Below are 17,942 nucleotides of genomic sequence, written 5' to 3' on the forward strand. Positions count from 1 at the left end.
GGCCGCAAGCATGAAAGCGATCATTCACGTCGAGAATTTCGCGTCGAGCCTGGTCGGTACACTCTGGACCCCGATCTTCGTCGGAATCTTCATCGCCATCGTCGTCTACGCGCTTTGGCCCCGCAACAAATCTCTCTTCGATGCTGCAGCCCGGATGCCGCTGCGGGAGGACTGACTGATCATGAGCGAGCACAATGAGATCGACCGTGTTTCCGGTCGCAGCACGACCGGTCATGAGTGGGACGGCATCAAGGAACTGAACACGCCGCTGCCGCGGTGGTGGGTCCTGACATTCTATGCAACGATCATCTGGGCGATCGGTTACTGGGTCGTCTATCCGGCTTGGCCGCTGGTGTCGGGCTACACCACCGGTCTGTTCCAGTATTCTACCCGCGCGAGCGTCACGACCGACCTGGCCGATCTGGAAAAGCTGCGCGGCGAGAAGATGGCGGTGCTCGGCAACGCGTCGCTGGCCGTCATCGAGAAGGATCCGGCGCTGCTGGCGCTGGCGCGTGCCCGCGGCAAGACCGTGTTCGCCGACAATTGCGCGCCGTGCCACGGCAGCGGCGGCGCCGGCGCGAAGGGTTATCCGAACCTGAACGACGACGACTGGCTGTGGGGCGGCTCGCTTGACCAGATCATGCAGACGATCCAGTTCGGTGCACGGTCAGGACACGCAAAGACCCATGAAGGGCAGATGCTGGCATTCGGCCGCGACGGCATTCTCAAGAAGGAGGAGATCGTCACGGTCGCGAACTATGTGCGCTCGCTTTCCGGCCTTTCCACCGCGCCGAAATTCGACGCCGCGGCCGGAATGAAGCTGTTCACTGAGAATTGCACCAGCTGCCACGGTGACAACGGCAAGGGCAACCCGGAGCTGGGTGCGCCGAACCTGGCCGATCATATCTGGCTCTATGGATCCGACGAGGAGACTCTGGTTGAGACCATCGCCAACGGCCGCGCCGGGGTCATGCCGGCCTGGGTCGGTCGGCTGGATCCTGTCACCGTCAAGGCGCTGGCGGTCTATGTGCACTCATTAGGCGGCGGCAAGTAGCCCGCCGCGAGGGCGGCGGGGATGATTGACCGAAGTCAAACCCGGACATGGTGCGGGGATGTAGGTTTCAATGAGAGCCTCATTCGAGCAACCCATGAACAAGCCCGTGCCGCCTGATGAACTCATAGCCGACGACAATGGGCCGCTTTACGCGCCTCGCAAGAAGGTTTTCCCGCAGAGCGTCTCCGGCCGATTCCGTTCGATCAAATGGCGGCTGATGGCCATCTGTCTCGGCGTCTACTACCTGCTACCCTTCGTGCGCTGGCATCGGGGCCTCGGCGCGCCCGACCAGGCGGTCCTGATCGATTTTCCAAACCGACGCTTCTATTTCTTCTTCATTGAGCTGTGGCCGCAGGAAATCTACTATTTCACTGGCCTTTTGGTGCTCGCGGCTCTCGCCTTGTTTCTGATGAACGCACTGGGTGGCCGGATCTGGTGCGGCTATCTCTGCCCGCAGACGGTCTGGACGGATCTTTTCTATGCGGTCGAGCGGCTGGTCGAAGGTGACCGCCGCGCCCAGATCAAGGCCGACGCTGGCCCAATGACCGCAAAGCGCGCCGGTCGCCGTGCATTGAAGCATGCAATCTGGCTGATGATCGCTTGGTGGACCGGTGGCGCCTGGGTGCTCTACTTCGCCGATGCGCCGACCCTGGTGCGCGATCTTGCGACTTTTCAGGCGCCGGCGGTCGCCTATGTCTGGATCGCGATGCTGACCGCGTCGACCTATTTGCTGGCCGGCTATATGCGCGAGCAGGTCTGCGTCTATATGTGCCCGTGGCCGCGGATTCAGGCCGCACTGACCGACGAATGGGCACTCAACGTCACATACAAATACGATCGCGGTGAGCCGCGTTGCTCGGTCAAGAAGGCGTTCGACATTCGCTCGCTCGGCGAGAAGGCCGGCGATTGTATCGATTGCAACCAGTGCGTTGCCGTGTGCCCGACCGGGATCGACATTCGCGATGGCGCGCAGCTTGGCTGCATCCAGTGCGGCCTGTGCATCGATGCCTGTGACGCCGTCATGACCAAGGTCAGCCGCAAGACCGGCCTGATCGGGTACGATAACGATATCAACGTTCAGCGGCGCGTCGCCGGCAAGCAGGAGATTTTCAAGCCCGTTCGCGCCCGTACCGTCGTCTACGCCAGCCTGATCACCGTAGTCTGCGCCGTGATGCTTTACGCGTTGATGTCGCGAACCCTGCTCGACGTCAACGTGCTGCACGACCGCAATCCGATCGCGGTGCGTCTCAGCGACGGCGCGATCCGCAATGGATACACACTGCGCTTCCTAAACAAGCGCGGTTTTGATCGTGTGATCGCGATCGATGTCGATGGACCCGCCGAAGCGAAGCTACACGTCATCGGTGCGGACTCCGTGACGCCAGATCGGCCGATGATCGTTCTTGCGCGTGACACCACCACCGAACTGCGCGTGCTGGTGACGACGCCGTTCGATGAAAAAGCGGAAAAGTCGGTGCCGGTCACATTCCGCGTCACTGATATCGGTCTCGGAGAGGTCGCCTCCGCGACCGACCACTTCGTCCTTCCCTAAGCACGGAATTTCATCATGGCAGTCTCAAGTCAAGCCGCGCGACCTATCACCGGACGTTTCGTCCTGGTCACGACGGTCGCTTTCTTTGCCGTCGTCATCAGCGTGAACATGGTCATGATGCGCCTTGCCATTACGACTCTTCCGGGCACCGAGGTCGACAGCGCATACAGCGCCAGCCTCGCCTATCAGCGCGAGATCGACGCGGCCAGACAGCAGAACGAACGCGACTGGCGGGTCCGGGCGCATATCGACCGGCGGCCTGACGGCAGCGCTGCAATCGCGCTGGAGGCGCGTGACCACGCCGGAGCGCCGCTGACGGGACTGAGTTTCCTCGCTCGGCTCGAGCGGCCGATCGATCATCGCGCAGACCGGGCGATCGAGATCACCGAGGCCGAGGGTGGGAGCTATAGCGGCCGCGCCGAGGGCGTCGCCGCGGGGCAGTGGGACCTCGTCATAGAGGGCGACGCTGACGGCGGCCGCATGTTCCTGTCGAAGAATCGAATCCAGCTGAACTGAAGGTGGATCCTATGCAGGCGGATATCGACTTCTCTCACTATCTGAAGAGCACGGGCGTCGGGCTCATCCATCTCGATCTCGCAGTCGAAGGCATCAATTGCGCGGGCTGCATGGCCAAGATCGAGCGCAATTTGTCAACCATACCGGACGTCACCTCGGCCCGCGTGAACCTGACGAACAGTCGCCTTGCACTGGAATGGAAGGCGGGTGCTCTTGACCCGGCGCTGTTCGTAAGCCGTCTCGCGGAGCTCGGCTACAAGGCCTATCCCTTCGAGCGGAATGATGCCGAAACCCAGGAAGCCCGGCGTGCGCAAGCCCTGTTGCGCCGATTGGGTGTCGCCGCCTTTGCGGCGATGAACGTCATGATGCTGTCGGTCCCGGTATGGTCCGGCAACGTCTCCGACATGCTGCCGGAGCAGCGCGACTTCTTCCACTGGCTGTCGGCGCTGATCGTGCTGCCGGCGGCCGCTTACTCGGCGCAGCCCTTCTTCTCGTCGGCGTTGTCAGCGCTGCGGGCGCGCGGCGTCAACATGGACGTGCCGATCAGCATCGGCATCGTGCTCGCGCTGGCGACCTCGGTGATCGAGACCGTAAACCACGCCGAACATGCCTATTTCGATGCCGCGATCATGCTGATCGCGTTTCTGCTTGCCGGTCGTTATCTCGACCAGAACATGCAGCGGCGCACTCGCGCCTTTGCCGGCAACCTGGCTGCCCTCAAGGCGGAGACGGCGACGAAGTTCGTCGGTCCGACCGAGATCAAAACAGTCCCGGCAGCCGCGATCCGCCCCGGCGACATCGTTCTGCTGCGGCCCGGAGAGCGCTGCGCGGTCGATGGCAATGTGATCGAGGGTCGCTCGGAGGTCGATCAGAGCCTGATCACGGGCGAAACCTTACCGGCGATAGCCACGCCCGGCAGTGCGGTGTTCGCCGGCACTCTGGTCCGTTCAGGCACATTGCGCATCCGCGCGTCCGCGGCTTCGGGCGGCACGTTGCTCGACGAAATATCCCGGCTGCTCGATCACGCGCTGCAGGCGCGCTCGCGCTACCTTCGCCTGGCGGAGCGGGCATCGAGGCTCTATGCCCCCATGGTCCACGCGACCGCATTTCTCGCGATGCTCGGCTGGTTGGCCTATGGCGCGAGTTTTCACGATTCGATCGTGACCGCGATTGCGGTCCTGATCATCACCTGTCCCTGTGCGCTGGGGCTTGCCGTTCCGGCCGTGCAGACCGTTGCATCCGGTGCGCTGTTCAGTTCAGGTGTGCTGCTCAACGCCGGCGATGCGATCGAGCGTATCGCTGAGATCGATCGGGTGATCTTCGACAAGACAGGGACGTTGACGCTGCCCGAGCTTGATGTCGCCAATCTCGCGGACATTCCAGACGATGTCTTGAAGATTGCAGGCCGGCTGGCACTCTCGAGCCGTCATCCGGTCGCTGCCGCCGTTGCGCGCAGGGCGGGCGTCGCCTCACCGTTGCCCGACATCCAGGAAGAACCAGGCCAGGGCGTGCACGGCTTTCTTGAGGGGCGTCCGATCCGGCTGGGCCGCCCGTCATTCTGTGGCGCGGACAACTTGGCCAACGAGATTCTGTGCGGCGATCCGGAGGCTTCCGTCGTCGCATTCAGCCACGGCGAGAGCAAATATGCCTTCGCAGTCCGGCAGAGGCTACGGCCGGACGCGGCCGAGGTGGTGGCAGGGCTGGCGCGCATGGGCATCGCCGTCGAGATCGTGTCCGGGGATCGCGAACCTGCGGTCCGGCTGACGGCCGAAGTGCTCGGCGTGCATGAATGGCGCGCCGAGGTGTCTCCGGTCGACAAGATCGACCGGATCGACGAGCTGGCGCGCCGGGGCTGCAAAGTTCTGATGGTCGGCGATGGCCTGAACGATGCGCCGGCTCTTGCTGCGGCACACGCTTCGATGTCGCCCGTTACGGCCACGCACATGAGTCAAGCGATCGCCGATGCGGTCTTTCTTGGCGAGCGTCTTGCGCCGGTGCTGGCAGCGGTAAAGGTGTCGCGCAAGGCGCTGCGGCTGATGCGGCAAAATCTCTGGCTTGCTGTCGTCTACAACGTGCTGGCGGTACCGATCGCGATCGCCGGCCTAGTCACGCCGCTGATCGCCGCCGCGGCCATGTCAGGCTCTTCAGTGATCGTGATGTTCAATGCACTGCGAGCACGAACGAGGGAAGCGGCCTGATGGAAGTTCTGGTCATTCTGGTCCCGTTAGCGCTCGCGCTTGGCTTTGCCGGGCTGCTCGGCTTTCTCTGGTCACTCAAGAGTGGACAGTATGACGACCTCGATGGCGCAGCCTGGCGTGCCATCACCGACGATGAGCCCGTCAGTGGTCAAGGCCGGTCCAAGTAATGAAAGTACAGCAATGAAGCCGCCGATGCGATCGTGAGCGCCGTGCAGGCGAGCGCAAGCACCAGTGTCCAGTCTGTCTGCCGCAATCGCGGTGTCCGCGACCACAGGAGCAGGACCGAGACCAGTCGGTTGATGACGCCAAACCGCGCCATCGTCAGCAGCAGCACGTCGGAAGCACGTCAGGCTGCCAATGGCGCCAGTGTGTCGCCGACACGGTAACAGGCTGCATCGTGGCGGCGTCCAGCCACCCCTCGGTGTGGCGGATGCAGGGGACGCCGAGCGGCTGACGTTCGCCATCAATTATTGCAAGCTCGATCACGCAACCGAATGGCGCCGACGCGATGTCGTGCCATCCCAAAAGGGTGAGCCGGCGAAACCATGATGTGAATGTGTGGCGCACGCAAGCCTCCGGTCGATGTTCCGCTTTGTCGCACGTGTAGCAGGTCACGCGATTGACGTGGCTCAAAGTCTGCGGTGCGGACGGCGAGGGGGCCGTTGACGCAGCACAATCCACCAAGCGGGAGAGCTGCATATTCTTGAGGTGCCCACGGCAAAGGAAATCCGGAGCAAACGCCACGGAGCGTTACCGGCCGGGTTGACGGAGATCAACTCAAGACCCGCGGCGACGCGATTAACTCTCATCGCGCAGTATCGTGCCAGATATCGCTGACATCCGCTGAACAAGGAAGACGTCCATGGCGACGATGCAGAGCTTAACGGGTTATCGGGGCCCAGCGCTGTTCTCCTACGGCTTTCGGCCGTTCTTTCTGTTCGGCGCCATCTACGCCGGCGCAATCGTTCCATTGTGGATGGCGGTTTTCTATGGGGATGTCAGCCTTCCAACCGCGTTGGCGCCACGGGACTGGCACGTGCATGAGATGCTGTTCGGTTACGTGGGTGCGGTGATAGCAGGTTTCCTCCTGACCGCCGTTCCGAACTGGACAGGGCGCCTCCCGATCCAGGGCGGTCCGCTCGGCGCTCTGTTCGCCATCTGGCTTGCCGGAAGACTGGCCGCGACATTCTCAGGCATCATCGGCTGGCAATTCGCGCTTGCGATCGACGCTACGTTCTGGCTGTTGCTCGCCGCCGCAGCCGCCCGCGAGATCATCGCTGGACGAAAGTGGGGCAATCTGAAACTGGTCGGCATCGTATCGCTGCTTGCGGCCACCAACATCGCTTTCCATATCGAAGCACATTTCAATGGCATTGCGGACTATTCAGCGCGGGCCGGTGTTGGTCTTGTCGTTACGCTGATTTGCGTGATCGGAGGGAGGATCGTTCCGAGCTTTACGCGCAACTGGCTCTCGCGCCAGAAGCCGGGCCGGCTGCCTGTTCCCTTCGGCCGATTCGACGCGGCGGCGGTCGCTATCGGTGCGAGCGCGATGGGTGCATGGGCTGTGGTTCCTTCCGGTCGCGCGGTCGCAGGCGCCCTGGGAGTTGCTGGAGTGCTCCACGTCATCCGCCTTGCTCGCTGGGCTGGCCATCGAACGATATCGGACCGACTGGTCCTGATCCTCCATGTTGCCTACGCGTTCGTGCCTGCCGGCTTTTTCCTGGCGGCGCTATCTTCGCTAGACCTCGTCGCCCCCAGCGCAGGAATCCATGCATGGACCGGCGGTGCGATCGGTTCGATGACGATCGCAGTGATGACACGGGCGTCGCTCGGTCATACGGGGCAGGAGCTTTCGGCATCCACTACCACTCAGGCCGTTTACGCCTCGATCATCGTCGCAGCGCTGGCGCGGATATGCGCGGCTGTCGATCCAACCTATTCGATCTCGCTGTTGATGATCGCGGGTATCGCATGGACGGGTGCGTTTCTTGGATTCGCGCTGTCCTATGCTCCCGCCCTGTGTCGCGCACGCAGGTTCTGAGGCCACCGCCCGTCAGAGGCTCACCATGGGCGCGGAGGAGGTAGTGATGGAAAACGTGGTTGGAACTACGGTCCAGCCGCAAAGACAGTCCACTCGCTGAGCGTTCTCTTCGTCGCTCTCACGTTCGGAGAAGAGTTGTCCGAGGGGCTCAACGCGGGAGACCGGACTGGTCCGCTCACCGCCTACCCAAACGATCTGTCTGACACCGTCAGATGGCTGTTGCACTCGAACCCGCGCACGAACGAAAGGTGCACGTATCTGGTGCGGTTTCTGGTGCGGTCGTCGCGCTGCGGGCAACGAGAACGAAGTAAGCTATTGATCTCATTGGTGGGCCCGGCAGGACTCGAACCTGCAACCAGACCGTTATGAGCGGCCGGCTCTAACCATTGAGCTACAGGCCCCGCCGCCTTGCGGGCCGCGGGGCGCGGCCGGCAACGGTGCGGGCTCCGTTTACAGGCTGACTGCGGTTTCGGCAATGCCGCCCCCGCGTCCCTGCCATCGCCGCCGGGCCGGCCACGTCTTGCGGCCGGTATCGCTGGAACAGCGGCCGGCAGCCATCCTGCCTGGCCCTCCGTCTCCCTTGCGACCGGCGCCTCAATCCACCGAGACGCCGGCAAACTCGACGACTTTGCGCCATTTCTCGGTCTCGTCGGCCACCAGCTTGCCGAATTCGGCCGGGGCCATCGGCTTCGGGATGCCGCCGACCTCGGCAAGGCGCGCCACGAGCTTGGGATCCTTCAGCGCTTCGCCCACCGCCGCATTGAGCGCGTCGACGATTTCCGGCGGGGTGCCCTTCGGCGCCGAGATGCCGTAGAAGCCGACCGCCTCGAATCCCGGCACGGTCTCGGCGATCGCCGGCACGTCGGGCACGCTCGCCCAGCGTTTCGGCGAGGTGACGCCGAGCGCGCGGACGTTGCCGCCGCGGGCCTGCTCCAGCGCCGACGGCAGATTGTCGAAGATCAACTGCACCTTGTTGGAGATGATGTCGGGGAAGGCGATCGCGGATCCCCGGTACGGCACATGCAGCATGTCGCACTTGGTCATCGCCTTGAACAGCTCGGCCGACATGTGCACCGAGGTGCCGTTGCCCGACGAGGCATAGGAGATCTTGCCGGGATTGGCCTTGCAGTAGTCGATGAACTCCTGGACGGTCTTCACCGGCATCGCGTTCGACACCACCAGCATGTTGGTGAGCTGCATGATGCTCGCGACCGGGGTCGTATCGCGCAGGAAGTCGAACGGCAGCTTCTTGTAGAGCGAGGTCGAGATCGCGTTGTTGGGTGCGACGAACAGCAGCGTATAGCCGTCAGCGGGCGAGTTGATCGCGGCCGCGGCGGCGATGTTGCCGCCCGATCCGGTGCGGTTCTCGACGATGAATTGCTGGCCGAAATGATCCGACAGCCACTGGCTCATGATGCGGGCGACGATGTCGACCGGACCGCCGGCGGCAAACCCGATCACCCAGCGCACCGGGCGGTTCGGATAGTCGGATGCGGATGAGGGGGCAATCGAGGCGAGGCAGCAAATCAAACCAAGCAAGGCGACACGCGCGAACCGGATCATCGTCTCTCCCGTCATTTTCTTGTGACTGTTGCCGGCATCGTTTCACAAAACGCTGGCTTTGCCTACGACGTCGCCCGTGCGACGATAGTCGCGCTCACGTGGAATGCTTGAGGCTCGGGATGAAATTCGCTGTTATGATGTGCGCCGGTGCGCTGCTGCTCGCGGGCGGGGCGGCGGGGCAAGAGGGGAGCAAGACCATTTCCAACACCACGATCAGTTTCGCCACGGCGACACCGGGTGGCGGCTTTCCGCTCTATGGCAATGCCTTCGCCGAGGTGATGAATGCGGCCGACCCGACGCTGTCGATCGAGCCGCGCAACACCAAGGGCTCGAATGAGAACATCCCGCTGCTCGAGGCCGGCAACGTCGATATCGCGACCGTGGCGGGCGAGCCGTCCTATGAAGCCTTCATGGGCATCGGCCGGCCGAAGGCCACGAAGCTGAAGATCCTCACCGCGATGTATTCGAGCCCGGGCATGTTCGTGGTGCGGGCCGACAGTCCCTACAAGACGATCCAGGACCTGATCGGCCAGCCCGTCGCGTTCGGCGCCAAGGGCTCCGGCCTGCCGATCCTGTCGCGCTACATCCTCGACGGCATCGGGCTGAAGCAGGACGAGGACTTCAAGTCGATCTATCTCGATCGCGCCGGCGACGGGCCTGCGATGGTCGAGGACGGCCGCGCCGCCGCATTGTGGGGCGCCGGCATCGGCTGGCCCGGCTTCACCAAGATGGCCGAGAGCGCCACCGGCGCGCGCTTCATCGCGCCGACCACGGACGAGATCGCCCGCATCCGCGCCAAGCACACTTTCCTCAAGCCGCTGACGATCCCCGCCGGCAGCTATCCGAAGCAGACCGCAGCAATCTCTTCGGTCGGCTCCTGGAGCTACATCCTGGTGCGCGAGACCTTGCCCGACGACGTCGCCTATCGGCTGGCGAAGACGCTGCACGGCATCGAAGCGACCTTCTGCAACAAGCTCGCCCAGGCGTGCGAGACCACGGCGGCGAACACGCTCGCCGCCGCGCCTGATATCAACCTGATCCACCCCGGCGTGCTCAGATATTTCCGCGAGATCGGGGTGGCGAAATGACCTCTGCATGGACGCGCTATCGCGCAGAGGTCATTCCGGGGCGCGCGAAGCGCGAACCCGGAATCTCGAGATTCCGGGTTCGATGCTGACGCATCGCCCCGGAATGACGACCTTCGGTCGTCATTTCTTCGCCATCGCGCAGGCCGGGTCCGGCGGGCCGAACGCGTCCTCGCCGGAGATCTTGGCCAGGATCTTGTAATAGTCCCACGGATATTTCGACTCGGCCGGGGTCTTGACCTGCACGAGCCAGAGGTCGTGCACCATCAGGTTGTCCTCGCGCAGCTTGCCGTTGCGGGCGAAGAAATCCTCGACCGGCTTCTCGTGCATCTTGGCCGCAACCTCGAGCGGATCGTCGGTGCCGGCATCCTTGATCGCGTTCAGATAGGCGGTCACGGAGGAGTAGACGCCGGCCTGCCACATCGTCGGCATCCGGTTCATCTTGGCGAAATAGCGCTTCGACCACTCGCGGGTCTTGTCGTCCATGTCCCAGTAGAACGAGGTGGTCAGCAGCAGGCCCTGCGCGGCCGACAGCCCGATCGAGTGGATGTCGGTGATCAGCGCCAGCAGCGCGGCCATCTGCTGCCCGCCGGCGAAGACGCCGAACTCGGCGGCGGTCTTGATCTCGTTGGTGTTGTTGGGCGGTCCGCCGGCAATGCCGATGATCTTGGCCTTCGAGGCCTGCGCCTGCAGGATGAAAGACGACAGATCGGGCGTCGCAAACGGCGGCCGCACTGCGCCGAGCACCTTGCCGCCGTTCTTGGTCACGATCGCGGAGGCGTCCTTCTCCAGCGAGTGGCCGAACGCATAATCGTCGGTGATGAAGAACCAGCTGTCGCCGCCGCGCTTCACCACCTCCTGCGCGGTGCCGACCGCGAGCGCCCTGGTGTCGAATACCCACTGTATCGCGTAGGGCGAGCAGAACTTGCCGTGGAAATCGGTCGCGCCGGTCGAATGCGTGATGAAAAGCTTCTTCTTCTCGTTGGCCATGTTCTGCACCGCGAGCCCGACCGCCGAGACCGGCACGTCGACGATGAGGTCGACCTGATCGACGTCATACCAGCGTCGCGCGATGGTCGCGCCGATATCCGGCTTGAGCTGGTGATCGCCGACGATCACCGAGATTGGCTTGCCGAGCACCTTGCCGCCGAAATCGTCGACGGCCATCTGCGCGGCGGTGACCGAGCCTTGGCCGGTCGGCGTCGAGGCGGGGCCGTTCATGTCGGTCAGCACGCCGATCTTGACGATGTCGTCGGATACCTGCGCCGATACGGTCGGGGAGGCCAGCAGCGCGGCTGCGAGCGTCCCGAACATGGCTAGTCTGGTGGCCTTCATTCTGTCTCCCTCCCGAATTGGCGCATTGGCCATTATTAGTTGTGCCGGGCCTTCGGGGACCCGGTCATATTGGTTTCTTTTGCAACTATATTGCGGACCGCGTCAACGCGCCATCGGTCTAATGACGCAGCCCCGGTCGGGCGAGAGGCAGTTTCTTTCGGGGCCGATTCAGTCCATAGCGGGCCATGGTCACCGCTCAGCGCCTTCCGCCTTCGCTCACCCCGCTCGATGCGGCACTGGCTGCCGTGCTGCGCGACGTCGGGCCGGTCCAGCCGATCGCGTTGCCGCCGGCCGACGCCTTGCGCTGCATTGCGGCCGAGATGCCGGCCTTGCGCGCCTATCCGCCGCACGATGTCGCGGTCAGCGACGGGTGGGCGATGCGCGCCAATGACTTGGTCGGCGCGTCTTCCTATGCGCCGTTGCCGCTGGCCGAACCTCCGGTCTGGGTGGCGGCAGGCGGCGCGATGCCTGAAGGCACCGACTGCGTGGTCGATGCCGATGCCGTCGATACTTCCGGTCCGCTTGCGCAGGTGCTCGCCGAAGCGATCCCGGGGCAGGGCGTCAGGCGTGCCGGCAGCGACATCGCCGTTGGGCGCACCGTGATCGCAGCAGGGGAGCCGCTGCTGCCGCGCGGACTGCTGCTCGCGCGCGCGGCCGGACTGCAGATGTTGCGCGTGCGCCGGCCGCGGCTTCGCATCGTCAACATCGCCAATGGCGAGCTGACCGCACAACTGATCGCTGATACCGCGCGTCTCGCGGGCGCTGAGGTCGTCGGCATCGAGGCGGCGCCCGATGTGGCGGCGATTGCAAACGCACTCGAACCAGACGGCTGCGATCTGATGGTCATGATCGGCGGCACCGGCGTTGGTCACACCGATGCTGCGGTGAATGCGCTGGCAAGGCGTGGCGCACTGATCGCGCACGGGATCGCGCTGCAGCCTGGGCGCACCGCAGCGGTCGGTCGGATCGATGCATCGCCGGTCGTCGCCCTGCCGGGCGCGCCGGATCAGGCTTTCGCGGCCTGGTGGGCGATTGCGCTTCCCCTGCTCGACCGCCTGTCGGGCCGGCGCGCGCGCAAAACACTGGCGCTGCCGCTGGAACGCAAGATCGCCTCCGGCGTCGGCGTTGCCGAGGTCGTGCTGCTGATACGCGAGCAAGGTTCCTGGGCGGCACTTGCCATCGGCGACCTGTCGCTCGATGCCATCGTGCGCGCCGAAGCCCTGCTGATCGTGCCCGGCGCTGCCGAGGGCTTCGCTGCGGGCGCGGTTGTCGATGCCTATATGTTGCGGGAGTGAGTTCCCGAGATGAACAACACGTTCACGCCGAAACCCAACCCGTCCGTCGAGCAGGACCAGTTCCTGACCATCCTGTCGCGCGAGGAGGCGCTCGCGCGCTTCGAGGCGGCGCTGTTCCCGCGCCAATTGCCGTCCGAGAAACTGCTGCTCGCCGATGCGCTCGGCCGTGCGCTGGCGGAGGACGTGGTGGCGCCGATCGACGCGCCGCCATTCGATCGCTCCAATGTCGACGGCTTTGCGGTGCGCTCGGCCGATCTGGCGCGCGCCGGCGAGGCCGCGCCGGTGCAGCTCGCGCTGAACGACGAGACGATTTCGTGCGGGACCGCGCCCACCCTGCCGGTGCTCCCGGGTACTGCAACCGCGATTGCGACCGGCGGTCCGGTACCGCGCGGCGCTGATGCCATCGTGATGGTCGAGCACACACAGCCTGCCGGCCACGGCACCATCGAGGTGCGGCGTGCGGCGTCGCCCGGCCAGTTCGTGTCCTATGCCGGCTCCGACATCGCGCGCGGCGAGGCCCTGCTGCGCGCGGGGACGATGATCGGGTCGCGCGAGATCGGCATGCTCGCGGCCTGCGGCATCGCCGAGGTTGCGGTGACGCGCCGTCCGCGCGTCGCGATCCTCTCGACCGGCGACGAACTGGTGCAGCCGGGTGAGAAGCTGCGGCCGGCCGCGATCTACGACACCAATGGTGCGATCGTCACCGCGGCGATTGCCGAGAACGGCGCCGACGCGGCGTTCCTTGGCGCGATCGCCGACAACGAGGTGATGCTCGAGGCCGCGATGCGCAAGGCGCTGGCGGACAGCGACATGCTGGTGCTGTCGGGCGGCACCTCCAAGGGCGCGGGCGACGTCTCGCACCGGATCATCGCTCGCCTCGGCAAGCCCGGCATCATCGCGCATGGCGTGGCGCTGAAGCCCGGCAAGCCGCTGTGCCTTTCGGTGTGCGACGGCAAGCCGGTGGTCATCCTGCCGGGCTTTCCGACCTCGGCGATGTTCACCTTCCACGACATGATCGTACCGGTGCTGCGGCGGATGGCCGGGCTGCCGCCGCGATCGGATGCCAAGGTGGCGGCGAAGGTGCCGGTGCGCATCGCCTCCGAGCTCGGGCGCACCGAGTTCGTGATGGTGTCGCTGGTCGAGGGCGCCGACGGCCTGATCGCCTATCCGAGCGGCAAGGGTTCCGGCGCGATCACCTCGTTCGCGCAGGCCGACGGCTTCCTGAAGATCGAGGCGTTGGCCGACCAGTTGCCGGCCGGCAGCGAGGCCGAGGTGACGCTGCTCACGCCGCATGTGCGGGTGCCCGATCTCGTCATCGTCGGCAGCCATTGCACCGGGCTCGATCTCGTCACCGCGCCGCTGGCGCATGCCGGCCTCGTGGTGCGCTCGATCGCGGTCGGCAGCCTCGGCGGGCTCGCTGCCGCCAAGCGCGGCGAATGCGATCTCGCCCCGATCCATCTGTTCGACGACAAGACCGAGACCTACAACACGCCGTATCTGGCCGACGGGCTCGAGCTGGTGCCGGGCTGGCGGCGTATGCAGGGCATCGTGTTCCGCAAGGACGACACGCGCTTTGCCGGCTTGAGTGCAGAACAGGCGGTGCGCGCCGCGCTCGCCGATCCCGCCTGCATCATGGTCAACCGCAACCAGGGCGCCGGCACCCGCATCCTGATCGATCGCTTGCTGGCGGGCAGCCGGCCCGACGGTTACTGGAATCAGCCGCGCTCGCACAATGCGGTTGCGGCCGCGGTGGCGCAGCACCGCGCCGACTGGGGCATGACCATCGCGCCGGTCGCCGATGCGTCCGGACTCGGCTTCATACCGCTTGCTGAAGAGCATTATGACTTCGCATTGGTGACGGCGCGCAAGCAGCGGCCCGCGGTGCAGGCCTTTCTTGACGCGCTGGCGTCGGATGAAGGCCGGGATGCATTGACGAAGGCGGGGTTCAGGCCGGCGTAGCCGGTGTGCCGCTCTGCCGCACCAATCACAGCTGTCGTCCCTGCGAAAGCACTAGGGCATTTACACATCTCTTCGCGACATTCGGGGACTTCCTGATGCGGTGTGCCGAAGGTACCCTGTTCACTCGCTCAGCTTGCGGTCCAGGAAGTCGACGTAGGAATTGTCCGGGTCCAGTTTGACGGCCAGGCGAAGCGCTGCCCGGGCGGCGGACCTGTCGCCGTCGGCCGTGGCCTTGTGCTCGTCCAGGATCGCATTGGCCACCGTGCGCGCGGTATTGAGACGGGCCTCGTCGATGGAACGGTCGGCAAGATAGGCTTCCACCGGCTCGCGGAGGCGCTTCAGTTCGTCCACGCTGACCGAACCCAGCGGATACCAGTTGTAATATTCGAGACGCGGCCGATCATCCGTAAGGCTCGGCACATCCCCGACAAAGGCCGCGAGTTTTTCATCGGCGGCGATGAACGTCGCCAGGAATTCCTCGGACGAGCCGAGGCCGTTCGCCGTCAGGTCTTCAGCCACCGCGGGCTTCGACATGCGCATGGCGAGCTCGCGCGGATCGATGTTCAACGGTTCATCGGAGGCGATCGCCACGCCTTCCATTCTGGACGGCAGCCACAGCGAGACATGCTTGAACTGGCCCATCATGGCCTTGAGTATCATCTTCGGAAGAATGCCGCGGTTGAAATCCAGCGGCACCCATTGCGCGAGAACGCCGCCGGGACGCATCTTCTGCTTTGCCAGCGCATAGAATTCCTCCGTGTAGAGGTTGATGACGCCGGCATCATGGGGCGGTGGCGGCTCGAGCGTGATGACGTCAAATGTCTCTTTGGTCCCCAGCAGGAAGTGGCGCCCGTCCGCGACGATCTGATGGACCTTGGGATTTTGATAGAATTGCTTGTTGATCGGCACGAAGTGGGGCGCGAATTCGAACACCGTCGATGCCAGATCGACCGCGTCGATGGATTGCAATTCTTCATGGGTGCTCACCGCTCCCACCGTGGTTCCGGTCCCGATGCAAATGACGACAGCCGTTTCAACCGGGCCCTGGTGCAGCAGAACGGGATAGTGCCCCATCGCGGCCATGTAGCGTCTGCCCTCGGGACGGTTGTTGGCATAGCTCTTCGAATTCACCACCAACTGCTGATAGGTGCCCGCCGCCTTCTCGCGATACTCGACCACCGCAAACGTCGCTTGCCGGGTTTCCCGCAACTCGAGCACATTGGCGCCTTCGATCGCGGTCAGGACCCGCTCCAGATAGTGCGGAGTGAAGAGCAGCAGTGCTACGGCGATGACGCTCGCGGCGATCGTCCCCTGCCGCCACAGGCTCCTTTCTCCCACAAGATCCGGCTGCGACACGGTGGTCGCAACGAACAGCAGGACGTTCACGACAATCAGCGCGGTGAGCGCGCCCTGGCTGCCCAGACAGGGGATCAGCAGAAATCCCGCCGCCAGCGAGCCCACGACGCCGCCAATCGTGTTCAGGGCGTAGAGCGTGCCGATCCTGCGGCCCAGCGCGCTCATCTGCATCACGGTCAGTTCGCTGGCGAGCGGAAAGCTGATGCCGATCAGCGTCGTCGGCAGCAACAGCGCAACAGCGCAGACCAGGAAGAATGAAACGTCACCCCCCAACAGCTCCTGCACCGGGACAGGAAGCAGGCCCGATACGATGGGAGACAGCGCTACTCCCATGGTCCGCGCCTTGCCGAGTATTCCGACGGTCAGCGTGGCCGCAACCGCGATCAACAGCTGCGTCACGGCGAAGTATCGCAGCAATTGATCCTTGCGGGGGGCAAGCAGCCTGGCGCAGATCAGGGCGCCGATCACGAGCCCCAGCAGGTAAACGCCGAGCATGCCCGAGAAAGCGTAGACGCTCGAGGTGCTGACATTGGTCAGGAATCGGAACCAGACGACCTCATAGGCGATCGACACAAAACCGGAGCACGCGAAAATCCAGATCAGGACCGACGTCCTGCCACTTGCGGTCGCGGCGGTTTGCACCGGTGCCTGTGCGGCGACCGGCAAGAGTGGGCTTGCGCCGCGCGCAACGAACAGGGCCACGACGCCGACGCAGACATACAGCGCTGCCGCAACCAGGCTCGATCCCGCGATGCCCCAAAGGCCCATCAGCACAAAGCCGACAACCAGGGTGCCGATGGCGGCGCCCAGCGTGTTGAACCCGTAGAGCAGACCGATCCGATTGGCGAGGTCGGTTTGTGTGCGGGTCAGGAATTTCACCAGGAAGGGCAGGGTCGCGCCCATCAACATCGTTGGCAGCGACAGGATGGCGAGCGACACGGCGACCATGAGAGGCAGCCGGAATGGCGACTCCAGATCCAGCATCGGTGACAGCCAGCCCACCCATGTCGGCCAATGCGACAGGAACGCGGTGACCGCGAGAGAAACGAGGGCGAGGGCGAGTTCGAGCAACCCGTAGATTTTCAGCGGGCGGCTGACGGTGTCGGCGATCCGGCCTCCCAGGGCGCTGCCCAGCGAGAGGCCGAAAAAGAAGCTTGCCACCGTGACGCTGACGGAGACGGTCGCGCTTCCCAGCACGAATTGCAGTTGCTTGAACCAGAGAACCTGCAGGATCAGCGATGCCGCGCCCGATGCCAGAAAGATCGCCGTGACCAGAACCCGGTTTTTCAGGCTCACGGCGTCTCGAACGTCACCACGATTGCGCACTGGACCGCTCTCCCGTTGAACGGAGAACAGGTAAGGCGAATGCTCTTAATATTGCCTTATGGCGGAGCAGCGCCGCGCGGCAGCCGGATCCCGTTGAGATTGCTCGTAAAATTGCCGTTTGGCGGATGCTTGCAGGGGGCCGAACGATCGCGCTGTGAGAGGGCCTTTTGCGTTGCGGATCCAGCTCAATGCCGCATGGCCGTCTCCACGAACTCCAGCACGGAGCGCGGGACCTCTTCGTATTCGACGAAACGGCGCCGAAGCTCGTCGGCAATGTCGGTCGTGACGTCGCGCGACCATCCTTCGTTGGTATTGAAGGCCACGATGCGGACCGGGCGGCTGTACTGGTCGTCCAGCAGGCGGCGGATCAGCGTTTTCCGGTCAGTGCCTTCTTCGTCGGTTTCGCTCCAGGCACGGCCCAGTCGGCCAAAATCGTTCAGCACCAGATAGGTGTCGTGGTCGATTGAATGCGGCACAATCGAAGGCGAGCGAGGCATACATAGTCCTCCATGCTGCACATTATCGTGTTCCGATCGCCCTGCGTATTGGAAATTTCGAGGTAAATCCGCTGGATAGCGGGATCGCGCGTGACGTGAGCGGGGGCTGCAACATGCATTGGAGCAAACCGTCCCGTCGCTGGTTATCTCTTGTCACCGACATGG

Annotated in this window: 14 protein-coding genes and 1 tRNA gene; 10 read left to right on the forward strand and 5 right to left on the reverse strand. The window is 64.3% G+C overall.

The features are described 5' to 3' along the window. The first annotated feature begins 10 nt into the window (after positions 1-10). The 7 genes from J6525_RS09775 (at position 11) to J6525_RS09805 (ending at position 7,361) form a co-directional block, all read left to right on the forward strand. Positions 11-175 (forward strand): cbb3-type cytochrome c oxidase subunit 3, encoded by a 165-nt coding sequence (locus tag J6525_RS09775; protein WP_225163006.1) that lies wholly within the window; start codon positions 11-13, stop codon positions 173-175. A gap of 6 nt (positions 176-181) precedes the next feature. Beyond that, positions 182-1,054: a cytochrome-c oxidase, cbb3-type subunit III gene (ccoP, locus tag J6525_RS09780; protein WP_225643978.1), complete on the forward strand. Its 873-nt coding sequence runs from the start codon at positions 182-184 to the stop codon at positions 1,052-1,054. A gap of 94 nt (positions 1,055-1,148) precedes the next feature. After that, positions 1,149-2,606 (forward strand): cytochrome c oxidase accessory protein CcoG, encoded by a 1,458-nt coding sequence (gene ccoG / locus J6525_RS09785; protein ID WP_225643979.1) that lies wholly within the window; start codon positions 1,149-1,151, stop codon positions 2,604-2,606. Positions 2,607-2,621: 15 nt separating this feature from the next. Next, the gene (locus J6525_RS09790) at positions 2,622-3,122 is read left to right on the forward strand and encodes a FixH family protein (RefSeq protein ID WP_225643981.1); all 501 of its coding nucleotides are present in this window, start codon (positions 2,622-2,624) and stop codon (positions 3,120-3,122) included. A gap of 11 nt (positions 3,123-3,133) precedes the next feature. Beyond that, complete coding sequence (locus tag J6525_RS09795) at positions 3,134-5,320, forward strand: heavy metal translocating P-type ATPase (RefSeq protein WP_225643983.1); 2,187 nt, start codon at positions 3,134-3,136, stop codon at positions 5,318-5,320. Further along, the gene (gene ccoS / locus J6525_RS09800) at positions 5,320-5,487 is read left to right on the forward strand and encodes a cbb3-type cytochrome oxidase assembly protein CcoS (RefSeq protein WP_028340002.1); all 168 of its coding nucleotides are present in this window, start codon (positions 5,320-5,322) and stop codon (positions 5,485-5,487) included. The genes J6525_RS09795 and ccoS overlap by 1 nt, the downstream gene beginning before the upstream one ends. Before the next feature lie 695 nt (positions 5,488-6,182). Beyond that, positions 6,183-7,361, forward strand: coding sequence for an NnrS family protein (locus J6525_RS09805; protein WP_225643985.1), 1,179 nt, complete (start codon positions 6,183-6,185; stop codon positions 7,359-7,361). A gap of 325 nt (positions 7,362-7,686) precedes the next feature. Here J6525_RS09805 and J6525_RS09810 read toward each other — a convergent pair. Then, positions 7,687-7,762, reverse strand: a tRNA-Ile gene (locus J6525_RS09810). 193 nt (positions 7,763-7,955) lie between these two features. Next, positions 7,956-8,924, reverse strand: coding sequence for a Bug family tripartite tricarboxylate transporter substrate binding protein (locus tag J6525_RS09815; RefSeq protein ID WP_225163011.1), 969 nt, complete (start codon positions 8,922-8,924; stop codon positions 7,956-7,958). A gap of 119 nt (positions 8,925-9,043) precedes the next feature. Here J6525_RS09815 and J6525_RS09820 point away from each other — a divergent pair, with 119 nt between their 5' ends. Then, a complete protein-coding gene (locus J6525_RS09820; RefSeq protein ID WP_225643988.1) occupies positions 9,044-10,012 on the forward strand; it encodes a TAXI family TRAP transporter solute-binding subunit in 969 nt (322 codons plus the stop codon). Positions 10,013-10,132: 120 nt separating this feature from the next. On the opposite strand, the gene J6525_RS09825 is transcribed toward J6525_RS09820, so the two are convergent. After that, positions 10,133-11,344: an ABC transporter substrate-binding protein gene (locus J6525_RS09825; RefSeq protein ID WP_376708465.1), complete on the reverse strand. Its 1,212-nt coding sequence runs from the start codon at positions 11,342-11,344 to the stop codon at positions 10,133-10,135. A gap of 185 nt (positions 11,345-11,529) precedes the next feature. Here J6525_RS09825 and J6525_RS09830 point away from each other — a divergent pair, with 185 nt between their 5' ends. Further along, positions 11,530-12,639: a molybdopterin-binding protein gene (locus tag J6525_RS09830; RefSeq protein ID WP_225643991.1), complete on the forward strand. Its 1,110-nt coding sequence runs from the start codon at positions 11,530-11,532 to the stop codon at positions 12,637-12,639. A 9-nt stretch (positions 12,640-12,648) separates the two neighbouring features. Continuing rightward, complete coding sequence (locus J6525_RS09835) at positions 12,649-14,598, forward strand: molybdopterin biosynthesis protein (RefSeq protein ID WP_225643993.1); 1,950 nt, start codon at positions 12,649-12,651, stop codon at positions 14,596-14,598. Between the two features lie 120 nt (positions 14,599-14,718). Here J6525_RS09835 and J6525_RS09840 read toward each other — a convergent pair whose 3' ends face one another. Together J6525_RS09840 and J6525_RS09845 are read right to left on the reverse strand one after the other, a co-directional pair. After that, entirely contained in the window at positions 14,719-17,250 is a 2,532-nt protein-coding gene (locus J6525_RS09840) for a fused MFS/spermidine synthase (protein WP_225643995.1), read from the reverse strand. A 215-nt stretch (positions 17,251-17,465) separates the two neighbouring features. Next, positions 17,466-17,777 carry a hypothetical protein gene (locus tag J6525_RS09845; RefSeq protein ID WP_016847487.1) on the reverse strand — a complete coding sequence of 104 codons (312 nt, stop codon included), beginning with the start codon at positions 17,775-17,777 and terminating at the stop codon, positions 17,466-17,468. Positions 17,778-17,942 lie beyond the last annotated feature (165 nt).

The organism is Bradyrhizobium australafricanum (genome assembly GCF_020329495.1).
GTDB lineage: Bacteria > Pseudomonadota > Alphaproteobacteria > Rhizobiales > Xanthobacteraceae > Bradyrhizobium > Bradyrhizobium australafricanum.